Here is a 24,233-nt window from a genome sequence, read left to right on the forward strand (position 1 = left end):
CTTTAAGCGAGTTTACGCTAGCCGCCATCAAGACGGAGCTGCCGATGCCTCACCTGGTCGACAACCTCAAGGCTGCCTGTGCCACACAGCGTTCGATTTCGCACCTGTGCCGTGTGATCGATATTAACCGGCAACAATTCAATCGATACATCAACGGCCAGACGAGACCCTCTGCTCATAATCTGGCGCGCATCGCCAAGTATTTCGATCTCGACGCAGCCGACTTTAATCTCGCTCCCAGGCTCTTTCGCGAGCGGCTTCGCAAACCAACCCTAGGGCTTAATCAAAATTCCGAACTCTTAAAGGCGTTCCCCGGAGATCTGACCGCGCTCCGGCGCCATATCGGCTATTTCCAGACCTATCATCGCTCGCCGTCCTGGCCTGGAATGGTTGTCTGTTCGTGCAGCCGCCTTATGGAGCAGGGCGGGCTGGTGCATGTCAAATCAATGGAGCGTCTGCGGGACCCTGGAAACGGCATCCAGCAGTTTTCGAAGTATGTGGGTTTGGCGGCGTTCTATCGAAACCGCATATTCATTACGGAGCGCGTCGTCGGCCCGAATTCCATGTTGTCACAAACGATCCTCCTGCCATTCGACGAGTACCAGCGTGTCTATTTGCGCGGAACGACAATGGGGATTTCGTGGCGAAGGGAAAACCTGCCCTATGCCTCACGGATGATCTGGCGACATGTCGGCGCCGAGCCGGACCTGCGTGAACTTCTCTTGCGATGTGGACCTCTGCCGCTATCGTCGCGCCACCTGCCGCCGACGGTGCGCTCATTCCTTGCGGATCCGTCTGCAGAAGTATATGCGGTGCCGGCAGAGTATTGAGGGCATGCCCCGTTATGCTGCTCGGCATGGCGAAAGTGCCGATCCTACCATTGACCTGATCCTCCGTGGTGCTTTGGTCGCAGCGTCGGATGGAATGCTCGATTTCGCCTACTAGCAATTTTTAGAGTTTGTTGGATTCCCTTGGAGATATCGCCGGGGAAAATTTCTACTGGATCTTCACGACTCGCAGCATCGGGCTGACTTGCGGCCGGCTCTTCATCGTTCGGTCCATGGCTATAACACTGCGCGTCCAGCTCGCTTCTCAGCAAGCCGTCTTTGCTCAGATGCATACGCTTTAGCAGGCTGCTGAAAATCGTTTTGCGTTACCGCACATCATGGCGGTGGGTTTGATTTTTAACCGATTTGTCGGGGGATCTGTGCAGATCGCGGGGAGGCGGCAAGGGCGAAGGTGAAGGTCGCCTTCACCTTGTCCAGTCCGCGTAGCTTGAGCTGCGCCAGCCCGGCGGTCGTCTTGATCCAGCCGAAGATTTCCTCGATCCGCTTGCGGCAACGCAGGCTGACCGCATAACCGGCACTTTGCGCCACCTCCGGCGGCACCGCCGTCTTGCGCACCTTGCCCGTCTTGCTCACCGTCCCATTGATCGCCACATGCGGAACGATCTTACGCGCCTTCAGCCTCTCGACGAACTCTTCCGCGTCGTAGCCCTTGTCAGCGCCCAGCGTCGCGGCTTCGCCAAGACCTTCGCTCAATGCGCTCGTGAAGACGGATCCGCTCGCATGAGGAAGGAAACCAGTCCCCCGGTCATCGTTGACGTGGAAGCATAGCGAATCATTTCGAGTACCTTTCAAACACCTCCGCCAATGCAGAGGATGAGATTTCCAGTCGATCGGGGTCTATATTCACGTAGCCGCGGCGGGTTCCACAAACCGCTCCGCCATCGGCGAAAATCTCGACGATTCCGCGATCATGAAACAGACGAAGGTCCTTCCCGTCGCCAAGCTCCGCCACGTATTGGATCGAGCCATCGTCCTGGGCGAGCCGGATCGAAAGGGTACCGTTGGCGACGCCCACCTCGAAAGCAAGTTCGCCGCCCGCCGTCGCGACAAGCCTGCTGCCTTGCAGCGATCCGGAAAGCCGGATCTCGATCGGACCGCCGGGCAGTGAGTAACCGCCGCTTTGGTTCGCGGCGAGGGGGATGGCGACATAGTGCTCGTCGACCTCAATCGCCGGCAGCATGCAAATTTTCTTCTTGTCTTCACTAAGAGTTAGAACGCGGGGCAAGGACATTTCGCCGGAATAGGCTGAACCCTCCGGCTTGCGGTATTCCCAGTTGAAAAGCCATGCAAAGGCGATCTGGCGCCCTTCGGCTTCGAAACTCTGCATCGCGTAATAGTCAGTCCCGAAATCCAGCAGTTGCAACTCGGGCGTATCAGGCACGAAGCGATCGTTGATAAACTCGCCGATCAGGGCGTAGAGGAGATTGTGGCGCCCTGTCGCTGGTTCGATATGGCCCACAAACCCCATCACCAAAACCCACTTGTCCCCCATCCGAAAGAAGTCGGGGCATTCCACTGCGCGGGCGCCTTCTTCGCGGAAATTGGCGGGCGCGCGGTAAAGCAGCCCCAGATGTTGCCATTCAAGTCCATCGTCGGAGCCATAAAGCAGCACCGCCGGATCGCCATAAACTGATGCGCCAAGGATCATTCGATAGGCATTCGCTGCTTCGTCCCACCAGACTTTGGGATCTCGGAAATCATGCTTCACGCCTTCCGGACGGGTCTCCAGCACGGTCGCGATCCGCTCGGCGTTGATGAGGTCGCGGCCGGGTTCGGCGATTTTCTGGACTTCGCGGTAATCTGCAAAGAGATCGTAGGCGGGCAGGCGCTCGGTATAATAGAACTTTATCTTTCCGTCCCGATCCCTGAACGCGCTCCCCGAGAACGCGCCACCGGTCGCACCGAGACGGGCGAGGTTCTGTTCAGGTCGCAAGAAGACCGGCATGTGAAGCCACGCACATAGGTCGTGGCTGGTCGCATGCCCCCAATGCATCGGCCCCCAGTCCGTGCCGCCCGGATTGAACTGATAGAACAGATGCCAGACATCGCCAACCTTGCACAAACCGTTGGGATCATTCATCCAGTTTTTCACTGGCGAGAAGTGCAGGCGTGGCCGTTGCGCGTCGGCTGCACACCAGCTGTCGATTTCGGGTCCGGTGCGCTCCACCAATTGTTCCCCGAATTCCAAAACAGTGATTCCGGTCGTCGAGACTGACTGTGGATTATAAGCATAGGCCCAGGTGAATTCTGTTCTGCCTTCATCCCATTCGAACTCCACCTCGCCCGCTTCACGATGATGGTAGCTGTAAAATTCCGAAAACTCCGAGAAGCGTTTCACCCCCCACAAGAGCTGGTCACCCTGCAGAATGCGAAATGGGAATTCGTCCGAGCTCGGTTCCTTCGACGTCGCCCAGAATTCAACGCGCGTCCCAAGCGCCAATCGCATTTTCTGCCTTCGCATGCTGTTCCTTCAGAAAGTGAATGGTCTCGACCCGACACCGCCCGGGCGCACGGTCGCTATCCGGGCCGCGGCTGCGGTCCGTGACTGAGGTGGCATTTCAGTTTTCTTCTTTCGCTTGGCGTCCGATCAAGGATGAGGAGCGGTCGCGTTCAAGGTCCGAGGCCGGCGATCTGGGCACGGCAGCCGCTATGGCCATCCTATAACTGGCGTGGCCCGGAACGCATTCATTGTTCTGTCCAACTGAACCTGTTCGTCACTGCCTGAATCGAGCACTGTGTTCCGTACGGAACCCTCTTGGACCTTCACTGCCGTGACTTCGAGCGTCTCTAAATTGCTCGTTGAAAGCAATGCGCCCACTTGTGTTGAAAAGCAGGCACTTTCTGGTGCATCGCTGCTTTGCGATTTTTCAGTCGTGGTCACAATGTGATTATTGGCGATGTAATTTCCGCTGCCGGAAACCAGGTTGATAATCACAGGCTTTGCGGCGATCGGCTTGATATACTGAGTATCGATCGTTTCCGAGATGTGGTTTGCGATCACCGAGTTGTTGCTCCCGTCAATGCGCAAAAGTCCGAACAGATCATCCAGCCCGTTGTCGTATTTCTGCATCGGCGCCCATGGTTCGCGATCTCGCAACAGGTGATTTGAGGAGACCAAATTCTCGCAGCTATTATCGGCGAGAACCAACATTCCGGGATAAAAGGAGTGGAATCTATTTCCGGTGACCGCGGAACGGACGACGCCGGAAAAATAGATGCTGCTGGCTCCTCGAGGGAATACGTTGTTTGAGGATATCAGAACACCCCCATAGTTTTCTGCGAAAATGGAATGGCCCCTGTAGCCGGCTCCAACAAAATTATTCGCTATTCTTGACGCCTGCCCCATGCCTTTCAATTCAATACAGTTGCCGCACTCGGCAATGAAATTGTTATCGATCGCGAGTGCATCTGCATCATGAACCGTAACTCCATGCTCCAGATAGATAAGACCCATCCCGGTTATCCGGAATGAGTCATTGGCGCTGCCGACATAGATTCCGGTTTTGCCGTTCTTGTAGGTATTTTCTGCGTCATGTTGCCCCGAACCATCGTCAATAAAGTGCAGGCCGTCGATGCAGAAGTCAGCAAACTCCACGGAACTTATCCGAGGATTTCCGGTGCGCTTAACATAAAAGGCGGCTCCTGCGGCCTCACCGTCGGCGGACTCAGGAGATGTATCCACGAGTACCCGACTTCCGCCCGGCCACACTTCATGCCAGTGTCTCAGCTCGTTTGCGGGTACGTTGAAACGGATGCTCGAAGACGTAAAACCATGCCCGGAGCCCACGATCTTCAGATAGCTTACGTCGATAACAACTTGAGTGACAAGTCGGTAATCACCGGGCGGTATATAGATAACCGCTCCAGGTTTTCCGCCGTCATTCAAATCGGATACCGGTTGCCCTCTTTTGATATCCGCAATGATGCTGTTTATGACCGCTCCAATATCCTCGTAGGGATTTCCTGCAGGGTACTTCGTTACATCGAAACAGTTTTCACTCGCCATTGTTGATATCTCCCCGGACATTTGTCACCCCACAGCGAGAGTAATGATGTCCTTGATTAGCTTGATGCTCGCAGGGCGCCTGGGCAAATGCGTCCAAGCAGCTTTATGTTTGATCACCAGATGCTGGTGCGGGTGTCCGGTCTAAAAAAGTGAAGTTCTTCCGCATCGACAGCGATGCGCGCAACATCACCGGCGCGGACTGTACTCTTCGGAGAAAACCGGGCGACAGCAGCTTTATCGTTGCCGATGTCGGCGATGGCGTCCGGGTCGCCGGCATCTACCCAAGGTGCGTCGATCTTCAGATGCACCATGGATTCAGAACCCAGCGCCTCAACAAGGGTGACCGAGGCCGAGATCTCGGCCGAAGAAGGTCGGATTGCGGCGTCGTTCATGTGCTCCGCCCGGATACCGATAATGACCCGACGGTTGGACGCACCGTTGAGCGAGGGGCGATATTCGAAAACCCGGTCAGGGATTTCGAAACTGTTGCTGCCCAGGGTCAGCGTCCTGCCATTCACAACGGCCTCGTACAAGTTCATCGAGGGCGATCCGATAAAGGCGGCGACAAAGACGTTGTCAGGGCGGTTGTACAGGTTTTGCGGTGTGTCGACTTGCTGCAGCACGCCGCCTTTCATGACAGCGACGCGATCACCCATCGTCATCGCCTCGACCTGGTCGTGGGTCACATAGATCGTGGTGACATTCAGTTTTCTTTGCAGGCTGGCAATCTCGGCCCGCATCTGCACGCGCAGCTTGGCATCGAGGTTCGACAATGGTTCATCCATCAGGAAGGCTGCCGGCTTGCGGACAATTGCCCGTCCCATGGCAACGCGCTGCCGCTGCCCGCCGGAGAGCAGCGCCGGCTTACGGTCGAGCAATGTCGTCAGTTCGAGGATGCGCGCGGCCTCGTTCACGCGGCTGTCGATCTCAGCCTTGGGCAGTCCGGCCATCAGCAACGGAAACGCGATGTTTTCGCGCACCGTCTTATGCGGATAGAGCGCGTAGGATTGGAAGACCATGGCAATGTCGCGGTCTTTGGGATCTACATCGTTTACGACCCGGTCACCGATCTTGAGTTCACCGCCGGAAATGCTCTCCAGACCTGCGATCATTCTGAGTGCTGTCGACTTCCCACATCCCGACGGACCGACAAACACCATGAACTCACCGTCCTTGATGTCGAAGTTGAGATCATGCAAAGCGTGAAAGCTGTTTCCGTAGATCTTGTTGATATTGCGCAGTTCTACACCGGCCATGCTGGTCTCCTCATCCCTTCACAGCGCCGAACGTGAGCCCGCCGACGATCTGTTTTTGAAGTGCGAGCGTTACGATGATGACGGGCAGCGAATAGAGCACCGCGGCGGCCGTCATCGCGCCCCACGCAAGCCCGTAGACCGAATTGTATTCGGCAATGACAATCGGTGCCGTCTTGGTCGCTTCCGACGTCAGCAGCAATGCATAGAGGAATTCGTTCCAGCTGGTGATGAAGGTGAAGAGCGCAGTGACGGCAATTCCGCCAGTCATCACAGGAAGAATGATTTTCCGAAAGGCTTGGAACCGTGTGCAGCCATCCATGCGGGCAGCTTCTTCGAGTTCCTTGGGCACACCTTCGAAAAATGCCGACATCAGCAATAGCGCCAGTGGCACAGCCGCCGAAGTGTGCGCGAGAACCAGCCCTGGAATGCTGTCAAGCAGACCCATGGACTTCAAAAGCTGGAACAGCGGCACGCCCAGCGACACCGACGGCACCATGCGGGTGACCAAGGCAAAGAGCAGAAAAAGTGTCGTGATCCGGCGACGATACTGGGTGGCAACGTAGGCGGCCGGCACCGCCACCAGCAGCGAGAGCGCAGTCGTCAGCACCGCCACCGTTAGGGAGTTGACGAAAGCCTTCGGCAGCGTCGACGATTGCAAGACTTCCCGAAAATTCTCGAACGATATGACGGCGGGAAAGAAGCTCGGCGGAATCTGCTGGACGTCTGCCGCCGGCTTGATCGAGGTCATCAGCAAATAGATGTAAGGCAGCGCGTAGGACAGCACGAGCACTAAGGCCGCGGCGTTGATCAGGACTCCTCTGGTATTGAGGCGAGGCGCTCTATGCATGGGCGGGCCTCCATATCTTCCGATAGGCAATGCCGGCCAGAAGCATCATCACGAGGAGGAAGAGCGTGCCGGATGCGGACGCCTCGCCGAGATCGCCAAACCGAACCATGCGCTGATAGATGTTCATCGAGAACACTTCCGAGGCATGGCGGGGACCGCCCTGCGTCTGGATCCAGATCAGATCGAACGTCTTGGCGGCATCCACGCCCCGCACGATAACCACGACAGCAATGACCGGCCGCATCAACGGCAGGGTGACATGCCAGAACCGCTTGAGCGCGTTCGCCCCGTCGATTCGGGCCGCCTCGAGAAGGTCGCTGGGGATGTTCGTCAACCCTGCATAGGAGACGAGCGCGACAAAGGAGGTCGTCAGCCATATGTCGGCGAAGGATACGGAATAAATGACGATATCCTCGCTGGAGAGCCACGCAATCTCGTTGGGGTCGCTGATCAACCCCAGTCGAACTAGCCCGTAGTTCAAGATGCCGATATTGCCGACCAGCAGGAACCGCCACAGCAGGCCGGCGACGATCGGCGGCACCATCAGCGGCAGAGCAAAGATCGTGCGGTGCCAGCGTGATTGGCCCGCCATGGCCGAGAACAACAATGCGGCGCAGAAGCCGAAGGTGAACTCGAAGAAGAGTGCGAACACCGAATACTGAAGCGTCCGCAGCGCGCTTTCCGCAACGCGCTTCGAGGTCAAGGCATCGACATAATTTTGCACTCCAACCCATTCGCGGATGTGAGGCGTGATCGTTTCGACCTTGAAGAAGGAATCGAAGATCAGCAGCCCCACGGGGTAGGCGACCAACAAGCCGAGGATCGCAACCGCGGGCGCGAGCATGCAGAGCACAAATCGGTCTTCATCCGACATGTTCGCCTCCGAAGGCTGATGGCGCGGGGGTGACAACGAACCTCCCGCGATATTGAGGAAAAGTCGGACTAGTTGAGGATATCCTCGATCGTTTCCTTGGCTTCCGTGAGCACTTCTCCCACGTCCGCCTTGCACGTCAGCGCCTGCTGCACGGCCGGCAAGACAGCCTCGTCGACGATTTCCTGATATTTTTCGTTCATCGGCCGGCCTTGCGTTGCCGGCGCGCTTAACGTTTCAAGCAGCGGCTTGAAATGCTCATAGCCTGGTTTGCCGGCGTAGCTGTTATAGGCCGAGTTTGTCGCGGCAAGGCCGAGCTTGGCTTCGATGCCCAATCCATTGTTGGCGATCGCGAAAGCGATGAACTTTTTCGCCGCATCCTTATGCTGGGATGCCGAAGGAATGACATTGTACCAAGGACCCGGAATGGCGGCGATGCCTGCATCACCGGCCAACATCGGAGCAACGCCGACTTTGCCGCTGACCTTGGAATCCTCAGGCGTCATTTTGTAGGCGTGCGCCCAGAATTTCATCATCGCTGTCTTGCCCTGATAGAACAGATTTTGCGCCTCGCCCCAGCCGATTTCGTTGACGTTTTCAGGAACCGAATGGTCGGCGCAGTGCGGCGTGATATAGAACTCGAGGGCCTTCTTGTGCGCCTCGTTGTCGATGATGACATTGCCATCCTTGTCAAGGATCACACCGGGCGAGCCCGCCTGCAGCACATGCGCCATCCATTCCTCCGTGAAGGTGCCGATGGTGTCGGTGCCCCAGAAGTCGACCTTGCCGTCGCCGTCAGTGTCGCGCGTGAAGAATTTCGCCATGTCACGCCATTGCTGCCAAGTTTTCGGTGGCGCGAGGGGATATCCATACTTAGCCTGGAAAGCTTCCTTTTCCTCGGGCTTATCGAAGAGGTCCTTGCGATAGAAGACGATCTCGGCATTCGCCCATGCGGGCATTCCGATCATCTTGTCGCCAACCTTTGCGTCGGCAAGCAAAGCCGGCGGCAGATCCTTGCGCACTGCGTCGGTAAAGAGGGGCGAGAGGTCATCGACGTGGTTCGCGAATTTCGCGTTCCAGACGACGTCGATCGTCACGACATCGAATGCCGACGAGCCGGAGGCGATCTCGGCAGAAAACTTGTCGAACACGCCCTGATAGGGAACGACAGTGAATTTGACCTCGATGCCGGTTTCTTGGGTGAACTTTTCGGCCACCGCCTTCTGCAGCATTTCGCCGCCGCCTTCGACAAGAAGGTTGATGGTTTCGGCCTTCGCCACGGCCGCCATGAAGATGAGCGCAAGCGCGCTGGCCCCAAGCAGTTTCCTCATTGATTCCTCCCTTGCTCGCTGGGCACTTGAACTAGCACCCTTGCGTTGCTGGAACATAGTCTCTCTATGACGACGTTGTCAACACACGTTGTCGACGTTGTCATAGAAATATGTCGACGTTGTCAGCTAACTGGTTTAGAACAGTTCCCAGCAAGGAGATCGGCGGGACATGGTCAGCATTATCAGCGTCGCGAAGGCGGCCGGGGTTTCGAATAAGACAGTCTCTCGAGTGATTAACGGGGAGCCCTACGTGACGGAGGAAACACGCGAGCGGGTGGAGAAGGCTATTCGGGATCTTGGATACATCCCCAACATGGCTGCGCGCCTCATACGGTCGAGCCGCTCCAACACCTTCGGCATCATCACAGATTATGTGTCTACCACGCCCTATTCAGTCGACATTGTGCGGGGAATACAGGATTGGGCCAATGCGAACGGGAAGACCATCCTGATGGCGAATACTGGTGGCTCGTCCAAGAGAGAGGCTGAAATCTGGAAAATGTTCCAATCCCATCGGATCGACGGGGTTCTTTATGTGACGATGTATCGTCGCACCGTGGATCCTCAGGCAGGCGACGTCCGAATTCCGACGGTGATGATCAACTGCAGGCCTCAGACGCACGAACTGTTGCCGTCGATCGAGCCGGATGACTACCAGGGCGCGCAAGATCTTACCCGTTATTTGCTTGGCCGGGGCCATCGCAAGATCGGCTACATCCGGCTCAATCCCATCCTCTTGGGTGCGCAGCTGCGCCTCGATGCCTTCCGAAAAACCGCTGCAGAGTTTGGCCTTGCCGAGAGCGACCTGAGCATCCGTCTGGGCATGGAAGGGCCGGTTGGAGCGGAGAAGAATTACGTTTTTGCCGTTGCGACAGAGATGCTGCAACAAAAGGATCGGCCGACTGCAATCATGAGCGGCAATGACGAAATGACGATTCAAATCTACATAGCAGCAATGGCGTTGGGTCTGCGCATCCCTGAGGATGTCAGTATTGTCGGCTTTGACGATTTCCGGACGGTTTCCCTGGCGCTGAAGCCGGAACTGACGACAGCGGCCTTGCCTTATTACGATTTAGGACTGGAAGGGGCGGAATTGTTGAATAGCGTGGTGACGGGAAACAAGGTCCCGAGCAGTCGCGTTATGCCCTGCAAACTGGTCGAGCGGACGTCGGTGCGATCCGTATAGTCTGACCTCAAGAGGCAGGAGCGCTTAGACCCGCGATCAATTCGGCAAAGCGGTGGTTACGGGGATTTGGCGGCGCTTGGCACGTCTTCAGGCTGATAGAAACTGAGCCGTCAGGCTGGCCGGCGAGTCAAGTTCCATAAATACCCCTTGCGCTACTGGCACTGAAATAGCCGGGTCAGCGGTTCTCGCACGAGCTTTCGAGGCCAGCGGGCTTGTTGCCATAGAGTTCACGTCTTCGGCCAGGAATATAGCATCATAGATCGGTCGGAACTCTGCGCTCAGGCGACTCTCGACCAGCATGGGCCCTTCGATACAGCATTTAGTTTCGCGCATTGGCAGGGGTGTGCAGTGAAGCCCCCGCCTTCTCGGCCGCGGCCCGCAGTCGCTTGTCTCTGGTCCATAAGGCTGTTCGCTGATCGAGGAGAACTGAGGCCATCAAGTGGGCATCTGTGTAGCCAATGCCCATACTGAAGATGGCATGGCGATTAATCATCATCATGACTTCATCGTGGGTCGCGACGAGCGCTTCGCGCTGAGCCGCCAAGAAAGCTATCACGCTACTGCGATCCCGAAGGCTGCCGAGTGCAAGCTCTCCGATTACGGCTGGATGGCATAAGAGACGATCGTCCTCGATAATCCTGCGCAGCTCTGGATCGGCCTGCCGGAAATGATCGATCCAGATGGAAGTGTCGGCAAGAATCACTTGGCAGCTGCGCCACGGCGGCGTGGGGCTGCCTCCGCGTCCGGCATAGTTCCGCCCAGCGCGATGAGGCGTTTTCCCGATTCCACACGGACAAGCGTCTCCAACGCTTGGCGGACCAGAGTGGCGGTTTCTTTCGTGCCGGTTAGTGACCTAGCCCTTTCCATGAGGGCGTCGTCGAGATTGATGGTTGATCGCATCGTTGGTTTCCTGATTTATGGTGTTAGGATAGCACCATTTGGTGATAAAATCTACGCCTGATCTCTATTCCAATACGTCCGCCGTCGCATGCAAATCCGCCGACGATTGCCCCATCACGTGAACACGGTAAAGCGTCACGCACAAAACCCGCCAGCAGTTTTGGACAAGCGTCTCGAAGGGAATCAAGCTTTGCTACGGCGACCTGAACAAGTACGATATCGTTCTTCTTTTCCTCGTCGGCTTTTTGGCAGGCAGCATGCCTTTGTCGGGGCGGGTCTTTCGTGTCGCTGCCTGCGCTGATATTGGTCGGAGTGCCATCGGTTGCCGCAAACGCGATAGGTCAAGAACGACCGCACATAGATTTGTAGATTAAAGGCCGTCACGACCGACCGAACCTGACGTTCGCGACAAAACTCGGCACAGTCATCCAAGCCGGATGGTGACAAGCGTCCCTGACCTACGTTGTCGGGGCGGTGCCGATGACAACGCCGGTGGGTTCCGTGCTGAGCCAGCGATAGAGCGTCCCGCCGAGGAGCCCTCCGACAATCGGCGCAAGCCAAAACAGCCAAAGTTGCTGGACAGCCCAACCGCCGGCGAATACTGCGACCCCGGTGCTGCGCGCCGGGTTAACCGATGTATTCGTGACGTCGATGCTTATCAAGTGGATGAGGGTAAGTCCGAAACCAATCGCTAATGGAGCGAAGCCGGCAGGCGCCTTGCCATGTGTTGCGCCCATGATGATGAACAGGAATGTCGCCGTCAGCACCAGTTCTGCGATCAAACACGCGAGCATGCTGTAGTGGCCCGGTGAATGTTCGCCGTAACCGTTTGAGGCGAATCCTGAGGAGAGATCGAATCCGCCTTTGCCGCTGGCAATTAGGTAAAGTACGCCGCCACCGATAATGCCGCCTACGACCTGAGCAATAACATAGGGAAGGATCTGGTTCGCTGGGAAACGCCCGCCCGCCGCGAGCCCAATTGTGACGGCTGGATTGAGGTGACAGCCAGAGATATGACCGATGGCGTAGGCCATCGTCACAACTGTCAAGCCGAACGCCAATGCCACGCCGAGATACCCGATCCCGACATTTGGCAGACCCGCTGCGATAACTGCACTTCCGCAACCGCCAAAAGTCAGCCAGAACGTGCCAATCGCTTCGGCGGCATACTTTTTTGTCGTCATGAAATCCTCTCCTCCAACGGAACAGCGCGTCGCGACCTTGGCGAGCGCCGCTAAGATCTACCGTTTGGAGATTGCGTGAAGCGTGCGGCGAAGCTCATTCTTTTCGATAATTCTCCTGCCCACTGCCCACTGCCCACTGCCCACTCGTCCGATTAACCTAATACCAAGGCCGGTAATTAGGATGCCTTTGACGACGACCGACCCCGCCCTGCGATACCGACAGCCGGCGATGTCACGTTGTCTGCAGTTTAACGGTTGACGGATAATTGGGCGAGGATGAGTTCGACGACGGTCAGTTACAAGAGCCACCGCTTGCCACGCAGATCATCGCCTATGCGGTGTGGCTGTACTTCCAGTTTCCGTTGAGTCTGCGGTGGATCGAGGAAATGCTGTTGGAGCGGGGCATTGTCGTATCGTACGAAACGATCCGGCGATCGGGCCGTAAATGTGGGGCGGCTTATGCCAAGCAGTTGCGCAGAAAGAAGCCGTCGCAAAAGGATATCTGGCCAATTATTGATTTGATCGGGGGTTCGATTCCTTTCAAGGCGGCGGGTGTTGCTTCGGGTCTGCAACAGAGAATGTTGGCGCTCAATGGACGATCAAGCAGCCTCTACCATTTTCGCTTCAATCCATCCGGCCAAGGTTTTAACGCCGAGATTTTGCCGGAGGTGATGAGCGATCCATAACTGCAATCTGTGTGGCCCGAGGATGAAACCGAACGGAGCAACAAGTTGTCCCGCATCGATCTCTCGCTGAACCAGATATTTGGGGGCCATGGCGACACCCGCCCCAAAAGTAGCGGCTTGGAGCATAAGATAAAAATGCTCATATTCCTCCGCAATCTGAAGTTCCGGAATTTCACTTCCAACGGCTGAAAGCCACTCTTCCCAAGCTCCTTTCCGCGTTGCAGTGCCCAAGACCTGCGCCGTTCTCAGATCGGCAGAGGATTTCAAGGGATGGCGCAACAGATAATCCGGGCTACAAACGGGCCCGATTTCCTCGCCAATCATGTCTAGAATCACGACATCCTCGGGCGCGCTATACATTGTGTTCCGAATGGCGACGCTGATACCGTCCCTGGCAAAATCGACTTCTCCATAGTTTACGTTGAGACGGAAATGGATATCCGGATTAAGTGCCTTGAATTCAGGTAGTTTTGGAATCAGCCAGTACTGCATGATCGTTGCCGAGCACGACAAGGTCAGTGGGCCAGCCGAAAGACGCGCTACCGCCAAGTTAAGGGACCGAAACCCTTCGCTGAGAGTATGCGCCATCTCGGCCCCCGCCGGTGTGGGCTCCGATGATTTCGAAAGGCGCCGGACCAGCGTCGTCGCGTACAGGCGTTCCAACTCGCGAACGTGACGGCTTATGGCGCCATGACTCACATCGAGTTCTTGTGCGGCTTTCGTCATACTTCCTAGCCGTATTGTCGCTTCGAACGCGCGAAGAGCATGCAAGGGAAGATTTGCATAGGACATCGATAGCCTCCTTACATACTGCAATAAACAGGATTCCCAGTCAGCATGGATGATGTCAGCTTCACGCACAGCAAAAAAGGTCTGAATTAGCAGACGCTCGACATTTTACACGGGAATATGCCGCCGGCGCAGCGATTGGATAGGCATGGAAGACAACTCAATGATTCATTTTTATCTGATAACGTGATTCAAACTCACATCAGGCGGCTTGCATTGTGCCTGTTTTCAGGGAGCCGCGCGTGTATCATCGCCAGAACGATCATGGGAGTACGGAGGAGGGTCCAGTACGCTTTCGATCGAGGAGGAGATATCGTGACCAATTCAATGCGCCTCGAGGCTGACTATATCCTCGAGACATACATACCACCGGAACAAGCCGCGGAAATAATAGCCGGCGAACAGTCGAGTGGTACGTTTGTCGCGGTACCTGGCGAAACGCCCGAGTTAAAAGCGTTGGCGGCTGCAAAAGTGGAATCCCTCGAGACCATCGCAACGTACAATGCCGTTCCAGCCCTCGACGGTCGATATCCGACTGACGCTGCGATGCCTTTGCATCAGGTGAGGATGACGCTGTCCTGGCCCATTGCAACTGTTGGAACATCCCTTCCCAACATTCTGGCGACGGTCGCTGGCAATCTTTTTGAACTTGCCTGTGTAACTGGTCTCAGGATCGTCGACATTCGATTTCCCCCGCCGTTCTTCCAAAAATACAAAGGTCCTGCGTTCGGGATAGAAGGGACCAGAGAACTTAGCGGCGTTCGGACGGGACCGATGATCGGAACGATTATCAAGCCGAGTGTCGGCTTGACAGCAGAGCAAACCGCTTCTCTGGTCCAAGAGCTCGTCAATGGCGGGATCGATTTCATTAAGGATGACGAGCTGCAAAGCGACTCTTCAGTCTGCCCGTTTGAAGACCGCGTTGATCGCGTGATGCGGGTGATCAACGAGGCCGCAGAACGGACGGGCAAAAAGACGATGTACGCGTTCAACCTGACCGGCGATATGGATGAGATGCGGCGACGTCATGACAAGCTTGTCTCAGCTGGTGCAACATGTCTGATGGTTAGCCTGAACTCAGTCGGCATGGCGGGTTTCGTGGGTTTGAGGTCGTTCAGCCAGCTCCCAATTCACGCCCATAGGAACGGTTGGGGTTATCTGACGCGTCACCGATTGTTGGGTTGGTCTTATGTTGCATGGCAGAAGATTTGGCGGCTGGCCGGCGCGGACCACATGCACGTCAACGGTGTCGACAACAAGTTTTCCGAAGACAATGAATCCGTCATTCGGTCGGCGCGTGAATGCCTGACGCCCATTTCGGAAGACAAGCCTTGTCTGGTCATGCCGGTATTTTCGAGCGGGCAGACCGTTCGTCAGGCCCACGCTACATATGCAGGGCTGCAGTCCGATGACCTGATTGTCACGGCTGGTGGCGGGATCGTGGCTCATCCCAAAGGACCTGCGGCGGGCGTCCAAGCTCTTCGCGATGCGTACCAGGCCGCCACCTCAGGAGAAAGCCTGGAGTCTGCCGCGAGGCGGAGCCATGAATTAAAACTTGCTCTGGAATCGGGCGCATGAATAGAGCGCTTGCATCGCTACCTTCGGGTCCGTTGGTTTCCTTCTACGGCGACGATTTCACGGGATCGTCTGCTGCGATGGAAGCATTTGCCTGGCAAGGCATCAAGACGGTGCTTTTTCTCGATGTTCCCTCGGCAGAACGTTTGGCAGAATTTTCCGATTACAGATGCATCGGTATCGCCGGGATAGCGCGCTCCAAAAGCCCGGCCTGGATGGATGCTCATCTACCCGCAATCTTCGAACGTTTGGGAAAAACGGGCTCTGCCGTCGTGCACTACAAGGTTTGTTCGACTTTCGATTCCTCGCCGCAGATTGGCTCCATAGGGAAAGCGGCCGAACTGGGTGCGGAGCTGTTCCCCGGTCCAATCCCGATGTTGGTCGGTGATCTTGGGATGGGCCGGATTCAGGTTTTCGGCCATCTCTTTGCTCAAGCCAGTGGCCAGTATTATCGGTTGGATCGTCACCCAACAATGGCCAATCATCCATCGACACCGATGCAAGAATCCGACCTGGCCCGACATCTGGCTGCTCAGACGAGTTTGCCCATATCGAATATTGACTTCCTCCGACTGAAAGCGGGTGATCCGACAGAGGTCATCCCCCAGAACGACCCAGACAAGTCGCAAATATACTCAATCGATCTGCTCGATGAGGAGACGTTGCGCGCCGCAGGACAGGCCATCTGGACCGCAGGGAGGGAGCAGAAGTTCGTTATCGGCTCGCAAGGCGTGCAGGCAGCACTCGCGGCTTATTGGCGTTCAGTGGGTCTCTTGACGGATCCTCAGATCGAAACATTGGTCCAAGCGGTGAACAGAATTGCTGTGGTGTCTGGATCGGTTTCGCCCATCACTGCCGCCCAGATCGAGCACGCGACGTCTCATGGTTTCGAGGCCATTCGGCTCGATCTTGGCCGGGTGTCAGACCAGAACGCGTGGAACGCCGAAATTGAACTTGCGGTGACTAAATCCAAGTCCGCTCTGTCTGAAGGTCGCGATCCCCTGGTGTTTACAGCCAAGGGTCCCGACGACCCCGCTGTCCGGCAGTTCAAAGAGAAATTCTACCACGACCGGGCGACGGCTGAGGCCGCCAACGATCTCATAGGAAGCAGCCTTGGACAGATACTCGATCGGCTGATCATCGAAGCGGGCTTAAGTCGTGTGGTTTTGTCGGGAGGAGACACGTCTAGCCATGCTGCGTTGAGGCTCAAAATCGACGCCTTGACCAGTGTCGCAAAGCTGGCTCCTGGCGGTCCGTTGTGCCGGGCTCATTCTGCAGACCCGTCCAGAAATGGAATCGAGATCGCAATGAAGGGCGGGCAGGTGGGATCTGTCGGCTAAAGCCGCAGAAAAAGCTGCGGATCAACTGAGAGCCGCAAGGCTTAACGCGCAGTCAGTCGTGATGGATGTCGGCAATCCCGCTTCGATCGCGGAGGCATTTAAAGCTGTTGAGGCCGAACATGGTCGCTGCGATGTCCTCGTCAATAATGCCGGCATCGCCAAGACATTTCCATTTATCGATTTTCCCTATGACAACTGGACTGCAACGATCAACATCAACGTAACAGGGTCACTGCTGTGCAGTCAGCATGCCGCGCGGCTTATGCAGCGATCGGGTTGGGGCAGGATCATCAACATTGCGTCTGTGGCGGGCGAGCGCGCCGTTGGCCATGGCCGGACCGCATACGGTGTGTCAAAGGCAGCAGTCATCGGCCTGACCAGGCAGATGGCTGCCGAACTTGCGGCATACGGCATCACCAGCAATGCCGTTGCGCCCGGTCCCGTGGACACACCGCTGACCGAGGTTCTCCACTCTGCGGAGTTCAGGGCTACATACACGGCAGCCATTCCGGCGAGGCGTTACGGGAAACCGAGTGAGATTGCGTCAACAGTATCGTTTCTGGCGTCCGAGGGCGCAAGCTATGTGAATGGCGCGGTCATTCCGGTAGACGGTGGCTTTCTCGCAGCCGGGGCGCTCCCGGCTTAAAGCGGGCAGTTTGAAATGAGCATCGGTGGTGTGCGGCCATTTTGGGACGAGGAGCCCTCGGTTTCCGGCACATCGCTCGAAGTAGAATACGCATGAAACCAACGTTCAACAGAAAGCGACGTGCAATACCTGGGAGGTAGGGCGCGCAGGAGGAGTATGCCTCATGGAAATGCAATTTAAACAGGGGCCTTCGTCAGTCCCGTTCTTCAAGACGATGCAAAAATTCCCAGCCGGGATGATGTTGATCCCGCTCATACTGGGTGTCCTCATCAACACTTTTGCTCCGGACGCGCTCAGGATCGGCGGTTTCACCCAAGCATTGTTCAAGGACGGTGCGCTGGCTCTGATCGGGCTGCTGATTTTTGCGACCGGTGCGCAAATCACTGGCAGCCATAGCGGCAAGGCAGCCGCTGCTACCACCGGGGTAGTGCTAGTGTGCAAGACCCTGATCCCGGCGGCGATCGCAGTAATGCTAGGCCTTATATTTGGGCTTGAAGGGTTCTGGGGAATATCGATCCTGGCCTTGCTTGCGATTATGGGCAACAGTAACGGAGCCCTGTGGCTGGCTTTCGCCGGCGAGTACGGCGACGAACGAGACACAGGTGCCTATGTCGCCAGTGCCTTCGATGATGGTCCGTTTCTCGCCATGATCTTTCTGGGCGCATCCGGCCTCGGGCAGATCCCGTTCATGGCCCTCGTTGCAGCGATTGTCCCGTTTGCTCTGGGTCTGATCGTCGGCGCTGTCGATCGCGAGTGGACCCGTGTGCTTGATAGCGTGCCGAGCATCACCATCCCCTTTATGTCCTTTGCCGTTGGAACTGGCATCAGCCTGGGCACAGTACTGACGGGTGGAGTTCAGGGCCTGTTCCTTGGCGTTGGCGTCGTTGTTTTCACAGGCGGGCTCACTTACCTCGGCTATCGGTTTTTGTTGCGCCGTGGTTCGAAGAGCGGCATTGGCTTTGCGGCAGGTACAACGGCTGGTAACGCCGTTGCCGTCCCTATGGCCGTCGCCGTCGCCGACCCCCGCTTCCTGCCCTTCGTCGAATCGGCCGCCGCGCAAACTGCGACAGCAGTTCTGGTGACTGCCATCCTTGCACCAATTGTAGCCTCGTGGGTACTCAAACGCTCAGGCGGGCTCACTGTGCACGATCCGGTGGCCGCGAGCGTGGCGTAACGAGCCTTTGTGGAGGAACAGGTGCCTGGTTTCACTCCTGAAACCAGGTCATCGCACCAGTCAAACGCTCTGCCAGCCAGCGCTTTTCAAAGACCCGATCTTCAGGTTGTGGATACTGGTCAGGAGCAGCAAGAAACGAGGCCTGAACCACGAGCCTTGATGACATTTCATTGACATGTCAATGGGATTTCACTATGAGTTTATAGGGGGGGTTTTTGTCGTAGGGCAGGGAGTGGCTCGGTCCGGCGCAAAGTCTGAGACAATAATGAGGTTGCTACATTGGCACGTCTGGATGTGGCGCAGCTTGGTAAGGTTAGACCGGAAGACGACATCGCGCGAGGTTGCCTTGGCGCCGTTGATGGCCCTGTGACCGCCGCCGACAGGCTCGTCATGCTCGCATGAGAAAAGCCTGACAAAACGGTGACGCCGATTTCGCGGCGGTGCCCAGACAAATGTACATCATTCGTCGGAGGAGGAGCCGCGACATGAGTGCTGAGGTAATTAAAGCAAGTATACCCCCTGATGATTTAAACGGCGAAAAATTTGCCGCCAAAGTCTCGGGCATCGATAAAAAATTCGGCGTGGTGCACGCACTTAAAGGTGTTTCCATTTCGTTTCGTCGTGGCGATGTTCACGCGATCGCGGGCGAAAACGGCGCTGGCAAATCAACGCTCATGAAGATCTTGTCGGGCGTGATCGGCAGCTACGACGGTTATATCGAGATCGAAGGCGAACGCTGTCGCTTTGACAGCATCCGCGATGCTGAAAGGCACGGCGTGTTTCTGGTTCCACAGGAACTCAATGTCGTGCCGGAACTGCGGGTTGGTGAATACCTGTTCCTCAATCGGGAACCTCGCCGCTGGGGCATGGTGGATACGAAGACGCTGTGGGCAGACGCGGTCCGCTGGCTGGCAGTCTTCAAACTCGACCTGTCTCCGTTGCTACGGATGGGCGAGTTGAGCACGCACCAGCAGCAACTCGTCAGCATCGCTCGGGCCATGACCCAGGGCGTGAAACTAATCATCCTCGATGAGCCGACGTCGAACCTGACCGAGCGTGAGACCGAACTGATGTTCGAGCAGATTTCCGATCTTCACACGCACGGCGTGACCTCCATCTATATCTCTCACCGGCTCCACGAGTTCGAGCGCATCGCAAACGCGGTGACAGTTATGCGCGACGGCGCGGTCGTCGATCATTTCCGCCTCCAGGGGCAATCAGATACACCACGTCGCGTCGTTCAGGCCATGGTCGGGCGAGACCTGACGGAAATGTATCCCAAGCTCGCTTTCGTAGCTGGCAAGTCGAAATTATCTCTGCGGGAATGGACCATTCCAAATCGCGGGCCGGGGCGTGCCAATTTCGTTGAAAATCTCAATCTCGATGTCCGCGCAGGCGAGGTCCTCGGGATATTCGGCCTGCTCGGTTCCGGAGCCTTCGACCTGACGCGCTCGCTCTTTGGAGTCCATGAGGCGAAGGTGCGGGGTAGGATGGAGATCGACGGCCGGGCCGTCAACGTCGTCAGTCCCAGAGACGCCATTCGCAGCGGCATCGCATACATTCCGGCCGAGAGAAAACGCGACGGGCTGATTGAAGCTCACTCGATCACGAGCAATATGACCCTGGCTGCACTCGGTCGTCTAACGCACTTCGGGGTTCTTGATCGCTATGCCGAACTGAAGCGCGTGCAGCAGTATGTGACGAGCCTCAAGGTCAAGTGTGGGTCTGTAGAACAGCCCATTTCGCAGCTTTCGGGCGGAAATCAGCAGAAGGTCGTTGCGGCGAAATGGCTGCTCACCGCACCGGAGGTCTTTATACTCGAAGAGCCGACGCGAGGCGTGGACATCAATGCACGCGTCGATTTCTACGCGCTTATCAACGACCTCGCTGCGGCGGGCAAAGCAATCATCATCGTTTCCACCGATTTGCCTGAGGTGCTGGGCATGTCGGACCGTGTGCTGGCCATGCTCGAGGGGAGGATCGTGCGTGAATGGCCCCAGGGCGAGGCAACGGAGGAGGACGTGATGACAGCAGCTGCAGGTGGATCCGGGCAATGAACATGAGCGCGAGGACAGCAGTGACGGCACAAACGACAACGAACAAGGGAGGGACATTCCGGAATCTGCCAGAAATGATGTCTCATGGCGAGCTTCGGCTGCTGCCGCTGATCATCGTTCTAATGGTGGTCTGGATGGTGATGCAGTATCTCACTGGCGGACTCTTTCTCAGTGCCCGCAATCTTACCAATTTGAGTGGCCAGGTCGCTATCACCGCACTGCTAACATCCGGCGCCGTCTTGATAATGATCCCGGGCTTCATCGATCTTTCTCTTGGCGCAACCGTTGCCGCCGCCGCCGTGATAGCCGCAATGGCTGGGGCCCAGTTCGAGCTTGCGCTTTGGCAGACCATCGTGGTCACCTTGGGCTTCGGCTTGGTGATAGGTCTTTGGCACGCTTTTTGGATCGCGTGGATGAAGGTGCCTTCCTTCATCGTGACCCTTGGCAGTTTGCTGGCCATACGCGGCTTATCGCTCGTCATCACCAATGCCGAGACGATATCGCCGAGCCCGGATATCCTTGTGATCTCGGACACGTCCTTGTCGGCAATGCTGAGTATTGTCGTCTTGATGGCCTTCTGGCTCGCCTTTGCACTGCTGCAGTTGCGGGAATGGAGGGCTCGGATGCAAGCAGGCATCAAGTCGTCATTTTTTTCCGTCGTCGGCATACCGGTGGTGTCGGTCGGGATCTTTGCATGCGGTGTCATGGTCGTGGCCGTTAGCTACAGGGGTTTGCCTCTGCCAGTGGTTTTCGTTCTGGCGGTTGTCGCCCTGACCGGCTGGCTGCTGCGTTACACTGCGTTCGGCCGACGGCTGTACGCCATCGGCGGCAATCGCCAGGCAGCCTTGCTCGCCGGAATCAATATTCGGGCACATGTCTCGATAGTATTCGCTTTCATGGGGTTGCTCTACGGTTTGGCCGGGCTTGTTCTGGTTGCGCGTCTCGACAGCGCGCCGCCAGGCGCAATGCAGGGGCTCGAACTTAACGTTATCGCCGCAGCCGTGATCGGCGGAACCAGCCTCATGGGTGGCAGGGGAACCGTGGCTGGTGCGGTCATCGGCGCAATCCTAATGGAAAGCTTGTCCAACGGTATGAGCCTCATGAACCTGCCGTCTGCCTACCAGTCCATCACAGTCGGTCTCGTACTTCTCTTTGCAGTTTACGCAGATATGCGCGGACGCGGCGGAAGATTTGGAGACTGATCGAAGCAATCTTCGACAACATGCTGGCTATCGAATTGTCGCCGATGGAGTGCGACAGAAACTGGGAGAGAGAAACATGACAGACAAAGTGAAGAAGTCCGGCCTCACACGCCGGCACACGCTCGGCATCGCCGGTGCAGGTTTGCTGGCAGCGCTGGTGAACTTCAAGGCCGTTCATGCTCAAGACAAGAAACTGAAGGTCGGCTTGATCATGCCGAATTACGATCAGCTTCGCTGGAAGAACGCCGACCAGGCATTCTTCGAGAAGCAGGCTGCCGAACTGGGTATCGAGGTCCTTGCCCAAGCCTCCAACGCGTCGGAATCGCTACAGGCGAGCCAGGTTGAGAACATGCTCACGCAAGGCATTGATGTTCTCGTCCTTACCCCGGTCAATGCGAACGCGGCCAACGCGCTGATCCGCAAGGCCAAGCAGGCCAGCGTTCCGGTTATCAACTACAACTTCCTGATCAATAAGGGCGACGTTGTCTGCTTCCTTGGCCGTGATGCGGTGGAAATGGGCGAAAAAATTGCCCAGGCCGCTGTAAGCGCCCACCCGAAGGGCAACTATGTAATCGCCGCCGGCGAGGAATCGACCAGCGTTGCCAAAGAGACACGTCAGGGCTTCCTCAACGTGCTCAAACCCTTTCTGGACAAGGGGGACATCAAGGTGGTGTCTGACCAGTTCAACAAGAATTGGTCGACCGACAGCGCGCGTGCGCAGGTTGAGAACGCTCTGACGAAGAACAATAACGATGTCGTCGCCGTCCTTTGCGGCAACGACGGCACCGCCTACGGAGCCGTCCAGGCCCTGCAGGCACAAGGGCTCGGCGGCAAGGTCTTCGTCACAGGTGTCGATGCCGAGCCACGCGCACAGGAACTAATAAAGCAGGGCCTGATGGCGCTGTCCAACTTCACGGCCTTCGACCAGATGGGCGTCGAGGCTGCCAAGGCCGCCTTTGCGGTGGGGCAGGGCAAACCGATCGAAGCCTCCGCCACGGTTAACAATGGCCTCAAGGATGTGCCCTGGATCAAGATCCTGAACTTCAATGTCACCAAGGACAATCTCGATCAGGCTAGCAAGGACTTTCCTTGGTGGTTCGCCAAACAGGGTTGAACCTTGCAGATCCTCAGGTGCCCCACGGCGCCTGAGGTAAACCTGGAAGAGTAAAATGCTTGTCACGGAAGAAGACGCTACGTGGAGACGATCGTGAACAACCAGTTGAATCATGCCGGAAACCAGTCCGGTCTTGCCACCCAGCTCGGAGCGATGCTTAGAAGTATGCGAGTCGTGGATTTGTCGCCGACGCTTGAGCGTGGAATTCCAAACTGGCCGATGCATCCGCCGCTTGTTATCGACAAGGCGAGACTGAAGGCGCGCGATGGATATTACAGCCAGTTGCTGATGATTTCTGAACATACCGGCACGCACGTCGACGCGCCTGCGCATTTTCACGGTGACCTTATGCACATGACAATCGATACCTTCCCACCAGACGTGCTTATTGCGCCCGCAGTGCTCTACGATTTTTCGGACAAGGATCTCCAGCCAGGAGATTTGATTTCTTTGGACATGGTGAAAACCTACGAGGCGGAAAAAGGCGCGCAGGTCGGAGAGGGCGAAATTCCGCTGATCAACTTCGGTTGGATGCAGCGTTACTGGCGAACCGACGATCAGAGCACTTGGTTCGTCAAAAACGCTCCCGGTATCCAGGAGGATGCGATCATCTACTTCAAGGAGAGAGGCATACGGGCAATCGGCTGCGATACCGTTGCTTGCGATATGGCTGTGATCGATGGTGTCGGCCAAGAGACAACAGGGCATACCACCCACTGGTTGCCAAACGGCATTTTGATTATAGAGATGCTCACGAACCTCCATCAGCTTTCCCTGCGCAGCCTCTTTGTTGCCACTCCTATGAAAATCAGGGAAGGTTCGGGGTCGCCAATTCGTCCTGTCGCTTTCTGTGAACCGTGAAACGTGCTCTTATTAAGGTCAGCAGTTGGCAGCTTTTCTTGAGCACGTGTTAGTTTACAGGGCTAATATTCGCGGCGTCTGCAATCGAAGCTGATATTGCTTGCCAGATTGTGAAGGAGAACCTGAATGAAACCCAATTCTAGCCCCGGTTATGAAGATGGCGGCCCGAAGCGTGTTCTGCTGCGTGATGAAGCATACCTGACCATCAAAGAGTTCCTGCTCACCGAAGAGTCTGAAGAGGTCCTATCGGAACGAACGCTTGCATCGCGGTTCAAGCTGGGTCTAGCGCCCGTGCGATCTGCAGTCGAACGTCTTCGGGCGGAGGGATTGCTAACGGCGATGATGAACAGCGGTCTCCGC

Annotated in this window: 20 protein-coding genes and 3 pseudogenes; 12 read left to right on the plus strand and 11 right to left on the minus strand. The window is 56.6% G+C overall.

Translation table 11 applies throughout. From position 1 onward, the window contains the following. Window positions 1–44 precede the first annotated feature (44 nt). Window positions 45–830 carry a helix-turn-helix transcriptional regulator gene (locus GGI60_RS21605; RefSeq protein WP_183918331.1) on the plus strand — a complete coding sequence of 262 codons (786 nt, stop codon included), beginning with the start codon at window positions 45–47 and terminating at the stop codon, window positions 828–830. 354 nt (window positions 831–1,184) lie between these two features. Here the strand turns inward: GGI60_RS21605 and GGI60_RS21610 are convergent. From GGI60_RS21610 to GGI60_RS21640, 7 genes and pseudogenes are all read right to left on the minus strand, one after another. Next, a pseudogene (locus GGI60_RS21610) lies at window positions 1,185–1,514 on the minus strand (transposase); the annotation flags it as partial. Between the two features lie 106 nt (window positions 1,515–1,620). After that, window positions 1,621–3,309 carry a glycoside hydrolase family 32 protein gene (locus tag GGI60_RS21615; protein WP_183918329.1) on the minus strand — a complete coding sequence of 563 codons (1,689 nt, stop codon included), beginning with the start codon at window positions 3,307–3,309 and terminating at the stop codon, window positions 1,621–1,623. Window positions 3,310–3,495: 186 nt separating this feature from the next. Next, a complete protein-coding gene (locus tag GGI60_RS21620) occupies window positions 3,496–4,854 on the minus strand; it encodes a NosD domain-containing protein (RefSeq protein WP_183918327.1) in 1,359 nt (452 codons plus the stop codon). 113 nt (window positions 4,855–4,967) lie between these two features. Further along, entirely contained in the window at window positions 4,968–6,110 is a 1,143-nt protein-coding gene (locus tag GGI60_RS21625) for an ABC transporter ATP-binding protein (RefSeq protein ID WP_183918325.1), read from the minus strand. A gap of 10 nt (window positions 6,111–6,120) precedes the next feature. Beyond that, window positions 6,121–6,957 carry a carbohydrate ABC transporter permease gene (locus tag GGI60_RS21630; RefSeq protein ID WP_183918323.1) on the minus strand — a complete coding sequence of 279 codons (837 nt, stop codon included), beginning with the start codon at window positions 6,955–6,957 and terminating at the stop codon, window positions 6,121–6,123. Continuing rightward, entirely contained in the window at window positions 6,950–7,831 is an 882-nt protein-coding gene (locus tag GGI60_RS21635) for a carbohydrate ABC transporter permease (protein ID WP_183918321.1), read from the minus strand. Before GGI60_RS21635 ends, GGI60_RS21630 begins: the two co-directional genes overlap by 8 nt. Before the next feature lie 68 nt (window positions 7,832–7,899). After that, entirely contained in the window at window positions 7,900–9,159 is a 1,260-nt protein-coding gene (locus tag GGI60_RS21640) for a sugar ABC transporter substrate-binding protein (protein ID WP_183918319.1), read from the minus strand. 169 nt (window positions 9,160–9,328) lie between these two features. Here GGI60_RS21640 and GGI60_RS21645 point away from each other — a divergent pair, with 169 nt between their 5' ends. Next, entirely contained in the window at window positions 9,329–10,345 is a 1,017-nt protein-coding gene (locus GGI60_RS21645; RefSeq protein ID WP_183918317.1) for a LacI family DNA-binding transcriptional regulator, read from the plus strand. Between the two features lie 319 nt (window positions 10,346–10,664). Here GGI60_RS21645 and GGI60_RS21650 read toward each other — a convergent pair whose 3' ends face one another. Both GGI60_RS21650 and GGI60_RS21655 read right to left on the minus strand, forming a co-directional pair. Next, window positions 10,665–11,048, minus strand: a complete 384-nt coding sequence (locus tag GGI60_RS21650; RefSeq protein ID WP_183918315.1) for a type II toxin-antitoxin system VapC family toxin — start codon at window positions 11,046–11,048, stop codon at window positions 10,665–10,667. Further along, window positions 11,045–11,245, minus strand: coding sequence for a type II toxin-antitoxin system VapB family antitoxin (locus tag GGI60_RS21655; protein ID WP_183918313.1), 201 nt, complete (start codon window positions 11,243–11,245; stop codon window positions 11,045–11,047). The genes GGI60_RS21650 and GGI60_RS21655 overlap by 4 nt, the downstream gene beginning before the upstream one ends. Before the next feature lie 203 nt (window positions 11,246–11,448). On the opposite strand from GGI60_RS21655, the pseudogene GGI60_RS32635 reads away from it, so the two are divergent. Then, window positions 11,449–11,581, plus strand: a pseudogene (locus tag GGI60_RS32635) (sulfite exporter TauE/SafE family protein); the annotation flags it as partial. 122 nt (window positions 11,582–11,703) lie between these two features. Here the strand turns inward: GGI60_RS32635 and aqpZ are convergent. Beyond that, window positions 11,704–12,429, minus strand: coding sequence for an aquaporin Z (gene aqpZ / locus GGI60_RS21660; protein ID WP_183918311.1), 726 nt, complete (start codon window positions 12,427–12,429; stop codon window positions 11,704–11,706). 276 nt (window positions 12,430–12,705) lie between these two features. Between aqpZ and GGI60_RS32125 the strand changes: the two are divergent. Next, a pseudogene (locus GGI60_RS32125) lies at window positions 12,706–12,867 on the plus strand (IS6 family transposase); the annotation flags it as partial. Between the two features lie 161 nt (window positions 12,868–13,028). On the opposite strand, the gene GGI60_RS21670 reads toward GGI60_RS32125, so the two are convergent. Further along, window positions 13,029–13,907 carry a LysR family transcriptional regulator gene (locus tag GGI60_RS21670; protein WP_183918309.1) on the minus strand — a complete coding sequence of 293 codons (879 nt, stop codon included), beginning with the start codon at window positions 13,905–13,907 and terminating at the stop codon, window positions 13,029–13,031. Between the two features lie 324 nt (window positions 13,908–14,231). Here GGI60_RS21670 and GGI60_RS21675 point away from each other — a divergent pair, with 324 nt between their 5' ends. The 8 genes from GGI60_RS21675 to GGI60_RS21710 all read left to right on the plus strand — a co-directional run bounded on the left by GGI60_RS21675 (window position 14,232) and on the right by GGI60_RS21710 (window position 23,873). After that, entirely contained in the window at window positions 14,232–15,482 is a 1,251-nt protein-coding gene (locus tag GGI60_RS21675) for a ribulose-bisphosphate carboxylase large subunit family protein (RefSeq protein ID WP_183918558.1), read from the plus strand. After that, window positions 15,479–16,819 carry a four-carbon acid sugar kinase family protein gene (locus GGI60_RS21680; protein WP_183918307.1) on the plus strand — a complete coding sequence of 447 codons (1,341 nt, stop codon included), beginning with the start codon at window positions 15,479–15,481 and terminating at the stop codon, window positions 16,817–16,819. Before GGI60_RS21675 ends, GGI60_RS21680 begins: the two co-directional genes overlap by 4 nt. A 25-nt stretch (window positions 16,820–16,844) precedes the next feature. Next, a complete protein-coding gene (locus GGI60_RS21685) occupies window positions 16,845–17,465 on the plus strand; it encodes an SDR family NAD(P)-dependent oxidoreductase (RefSeq protein ID WP_246720458.1) in 621 nt (206 codons plus the stop codon). 163 nt (window positions 17,466–17,628) lie between these two features. Next, window positions 17,629–18,639: a 2-keto-3-deoxygluconate permease gene (locus tag GGI60_RS21690; protein WP_210314560.1), complete on the plus strand. Its 1,011-nt coding sequence runs from the start codon at window positions 17,629–17,631 to the stop codon at window positions 18,637–18,639. 485 nt (window positions 18,640–19,124) lie between these two features. After that, window positions 19,125–20,696 carry a sugar ABC transporter ATP-binding protein gene (locus GGI60_RS21695; RefSeq protein ID WP_183918305.1) on the plus strand — a complete coding sequence of 524 codons (1,572 nt, stop codon included), beginning with the start codon at window positions 19,125–19,127 and terminating at the stop codon, window positions 20,694–20,696. Next, window positions 20,693–21,898: a sugar ABC transporter permease gene (locus GGI60_RS21700; RefSeq protein WP_183918303.1), complete on the plus strand. Its 1,206-nt coding sequence runs from the start codon at window positions 20,693–20,695 to the stop codon at window positions 21,896–21,898. Before GGI60_RS21695 ends, GGI60_RS21700 begins: the two co-directional genes overlap by 4 nt. Then, window positions 21,849–23,012, plus strand: coding sequence for a substrate-binding domain-containing protein (locus GGI60_RS21705; protein WP_183934851.1), 1,164 nt, complete (start codon window positions 21,849–21,851; stop codon window positions 23,010–23,012). The genes GGI60_RS21700 and GGI60_RS21705 overlap by 50 nt, the downstream gene beginning before the upstream one ends. Before the next feature lie 93 nt (window positions 23,013–23,105). Continuing rightward, a complete protein-coding gene (locus GGI60_RS21710) occupies window positions 23,106–23,873 on the plus strand; it encodes a cyclase family protein (protein ID WP_183918299.1) in 768 nt (255 codons plus the stop codon). The last annotated feature ends 360 nt before the right edge of the window (window positions 23,874–24,233 follow it).

The organism is Rhizobium lentis, assembly GCF_014200175.1.
Classification (GTDB): Bacteria; Pseudomonadota; Alphaproteobacteria; order Rhizobiales; family Rhizobiaceae; genus Rhizobium; species Rhizobium mulingense.

Excerpts from the sequence above, each read along its gene's own strand:
- GGI60_RS21605 (WP_183918331.1), top strand. The coding sequence starts at position 45 with ATGCCTCACCTGGTCGACAACCTCAAGGCTGCCTGTGCCACACAGCGT.
- GGI60_RS21615 (WP_183918329.1), bottom strand. The coding sequence starts at position 3,309 with ATGCGAAGGCAGAAAATGCGATTGGCGCTTGGGACGCGCGTTGAATTC.
- GGI60_RS21620 (WP_183918327.1), bottom strand. The coding sequence starts at position 4,854 with ATGGCGAGTGAAAACTGTTTCGATGTAACGAAGTACCCTGCAGGAAAT.
- GGI60_RS21625 (WP_183918325.1), bottom strand. The coding sequence starts at position 6,110 with ATGGCCGGTGTAGAACTGCGCAATATCAACAAGATCTACGGAAACAGC.
- GGI60_RS21630 (WP_183918323.1), bottom strand. The coding sequence starts at position 6,957 with ATGCATAGAGCGCCTCGCCTCAATACCAGAGGAGTCCTGATCAACGCC.
- GGI60_RS21635 (WP_183918321.1), bottom strand. The coding sequence starts at position 7,831 with ATGTCGGATGAAGACCGATTTGTGCTCTGCATGCTCGCGCCCGCGGTT.
- GGI60_RS21640 (WP_183918319.1), bottom strand. The coding sequence starts at position 9,159 with ATGAGGAAACTGCTTGGGGCCAGCGCGCTTGCGCTCATCTTCATGGCG.
- GGI60_RS21645 (WP_183918317.1), top strand. The coding sequence starts at position 9,329 with ATGGTCAGCATTATCAGCGTCGCGAAGGCGGCCGGGGTTTCGAATAAG.
- GGI60_RS21655 (WP_183918313.1), bottom strand. The coding sequence starts at position 11,245 with ATGCGATCAACCATCAATCTCGACGACGCCCTCATGGAAAGGGCTAGG.
- aqpZ (WP_183918311.1), bottom strand. The coding sequence starts at position 12,429 with ATGACGACAAAAAAGTATGCCGCCGAAGCGATTGGCACGTTCTGGCTG.
- GGI60_RS21670 (WP_183918309.1), bottom strand. The coding sequence starts at position 13,907 with ATGTCCTATGCAAATCTTCCCTTGCATGCTCTTCGCGCGTTCGAAGCG.
- GGI60_RS21675 (WP_183918558.1), top strand. The coding sequence starts at position 14,232 with ATGCGCCTCGAGGCTGACTATATCCTCGAGACATACATACCACCGGAA.
- GGI60_RS21680 (WP_183918307.1), top strand. The coding sequence starts at position 15,479 with ATGAATAGAGCGCTTGCATCGCTACCTTCGGGTCCGTTGGTTTCCTTC.
- GGI60_RS21690 (WP_210314560.1), top strand. The coding sequence starts at position 17,629 with ATGGAAATGCAATTTAAACAGGGGCCTTCGTCAGTCCCGTTCTTCAAG.
- GGI60_RS21695 (WP_183918305.1), top strand. The coding sequence starts at position 19,125 with ATGAGTGCTGAGGTAATTAAAGCAAGTATACCCCCTGATGATTTAAAC.
- GGI60_RS21700 (WP_183918303.1), top strand. The coding sequence starts at position 20,693 with ATGAACATGAGCGCGAGGACAGCAGTGACGGCACAAACGACAACGAAC.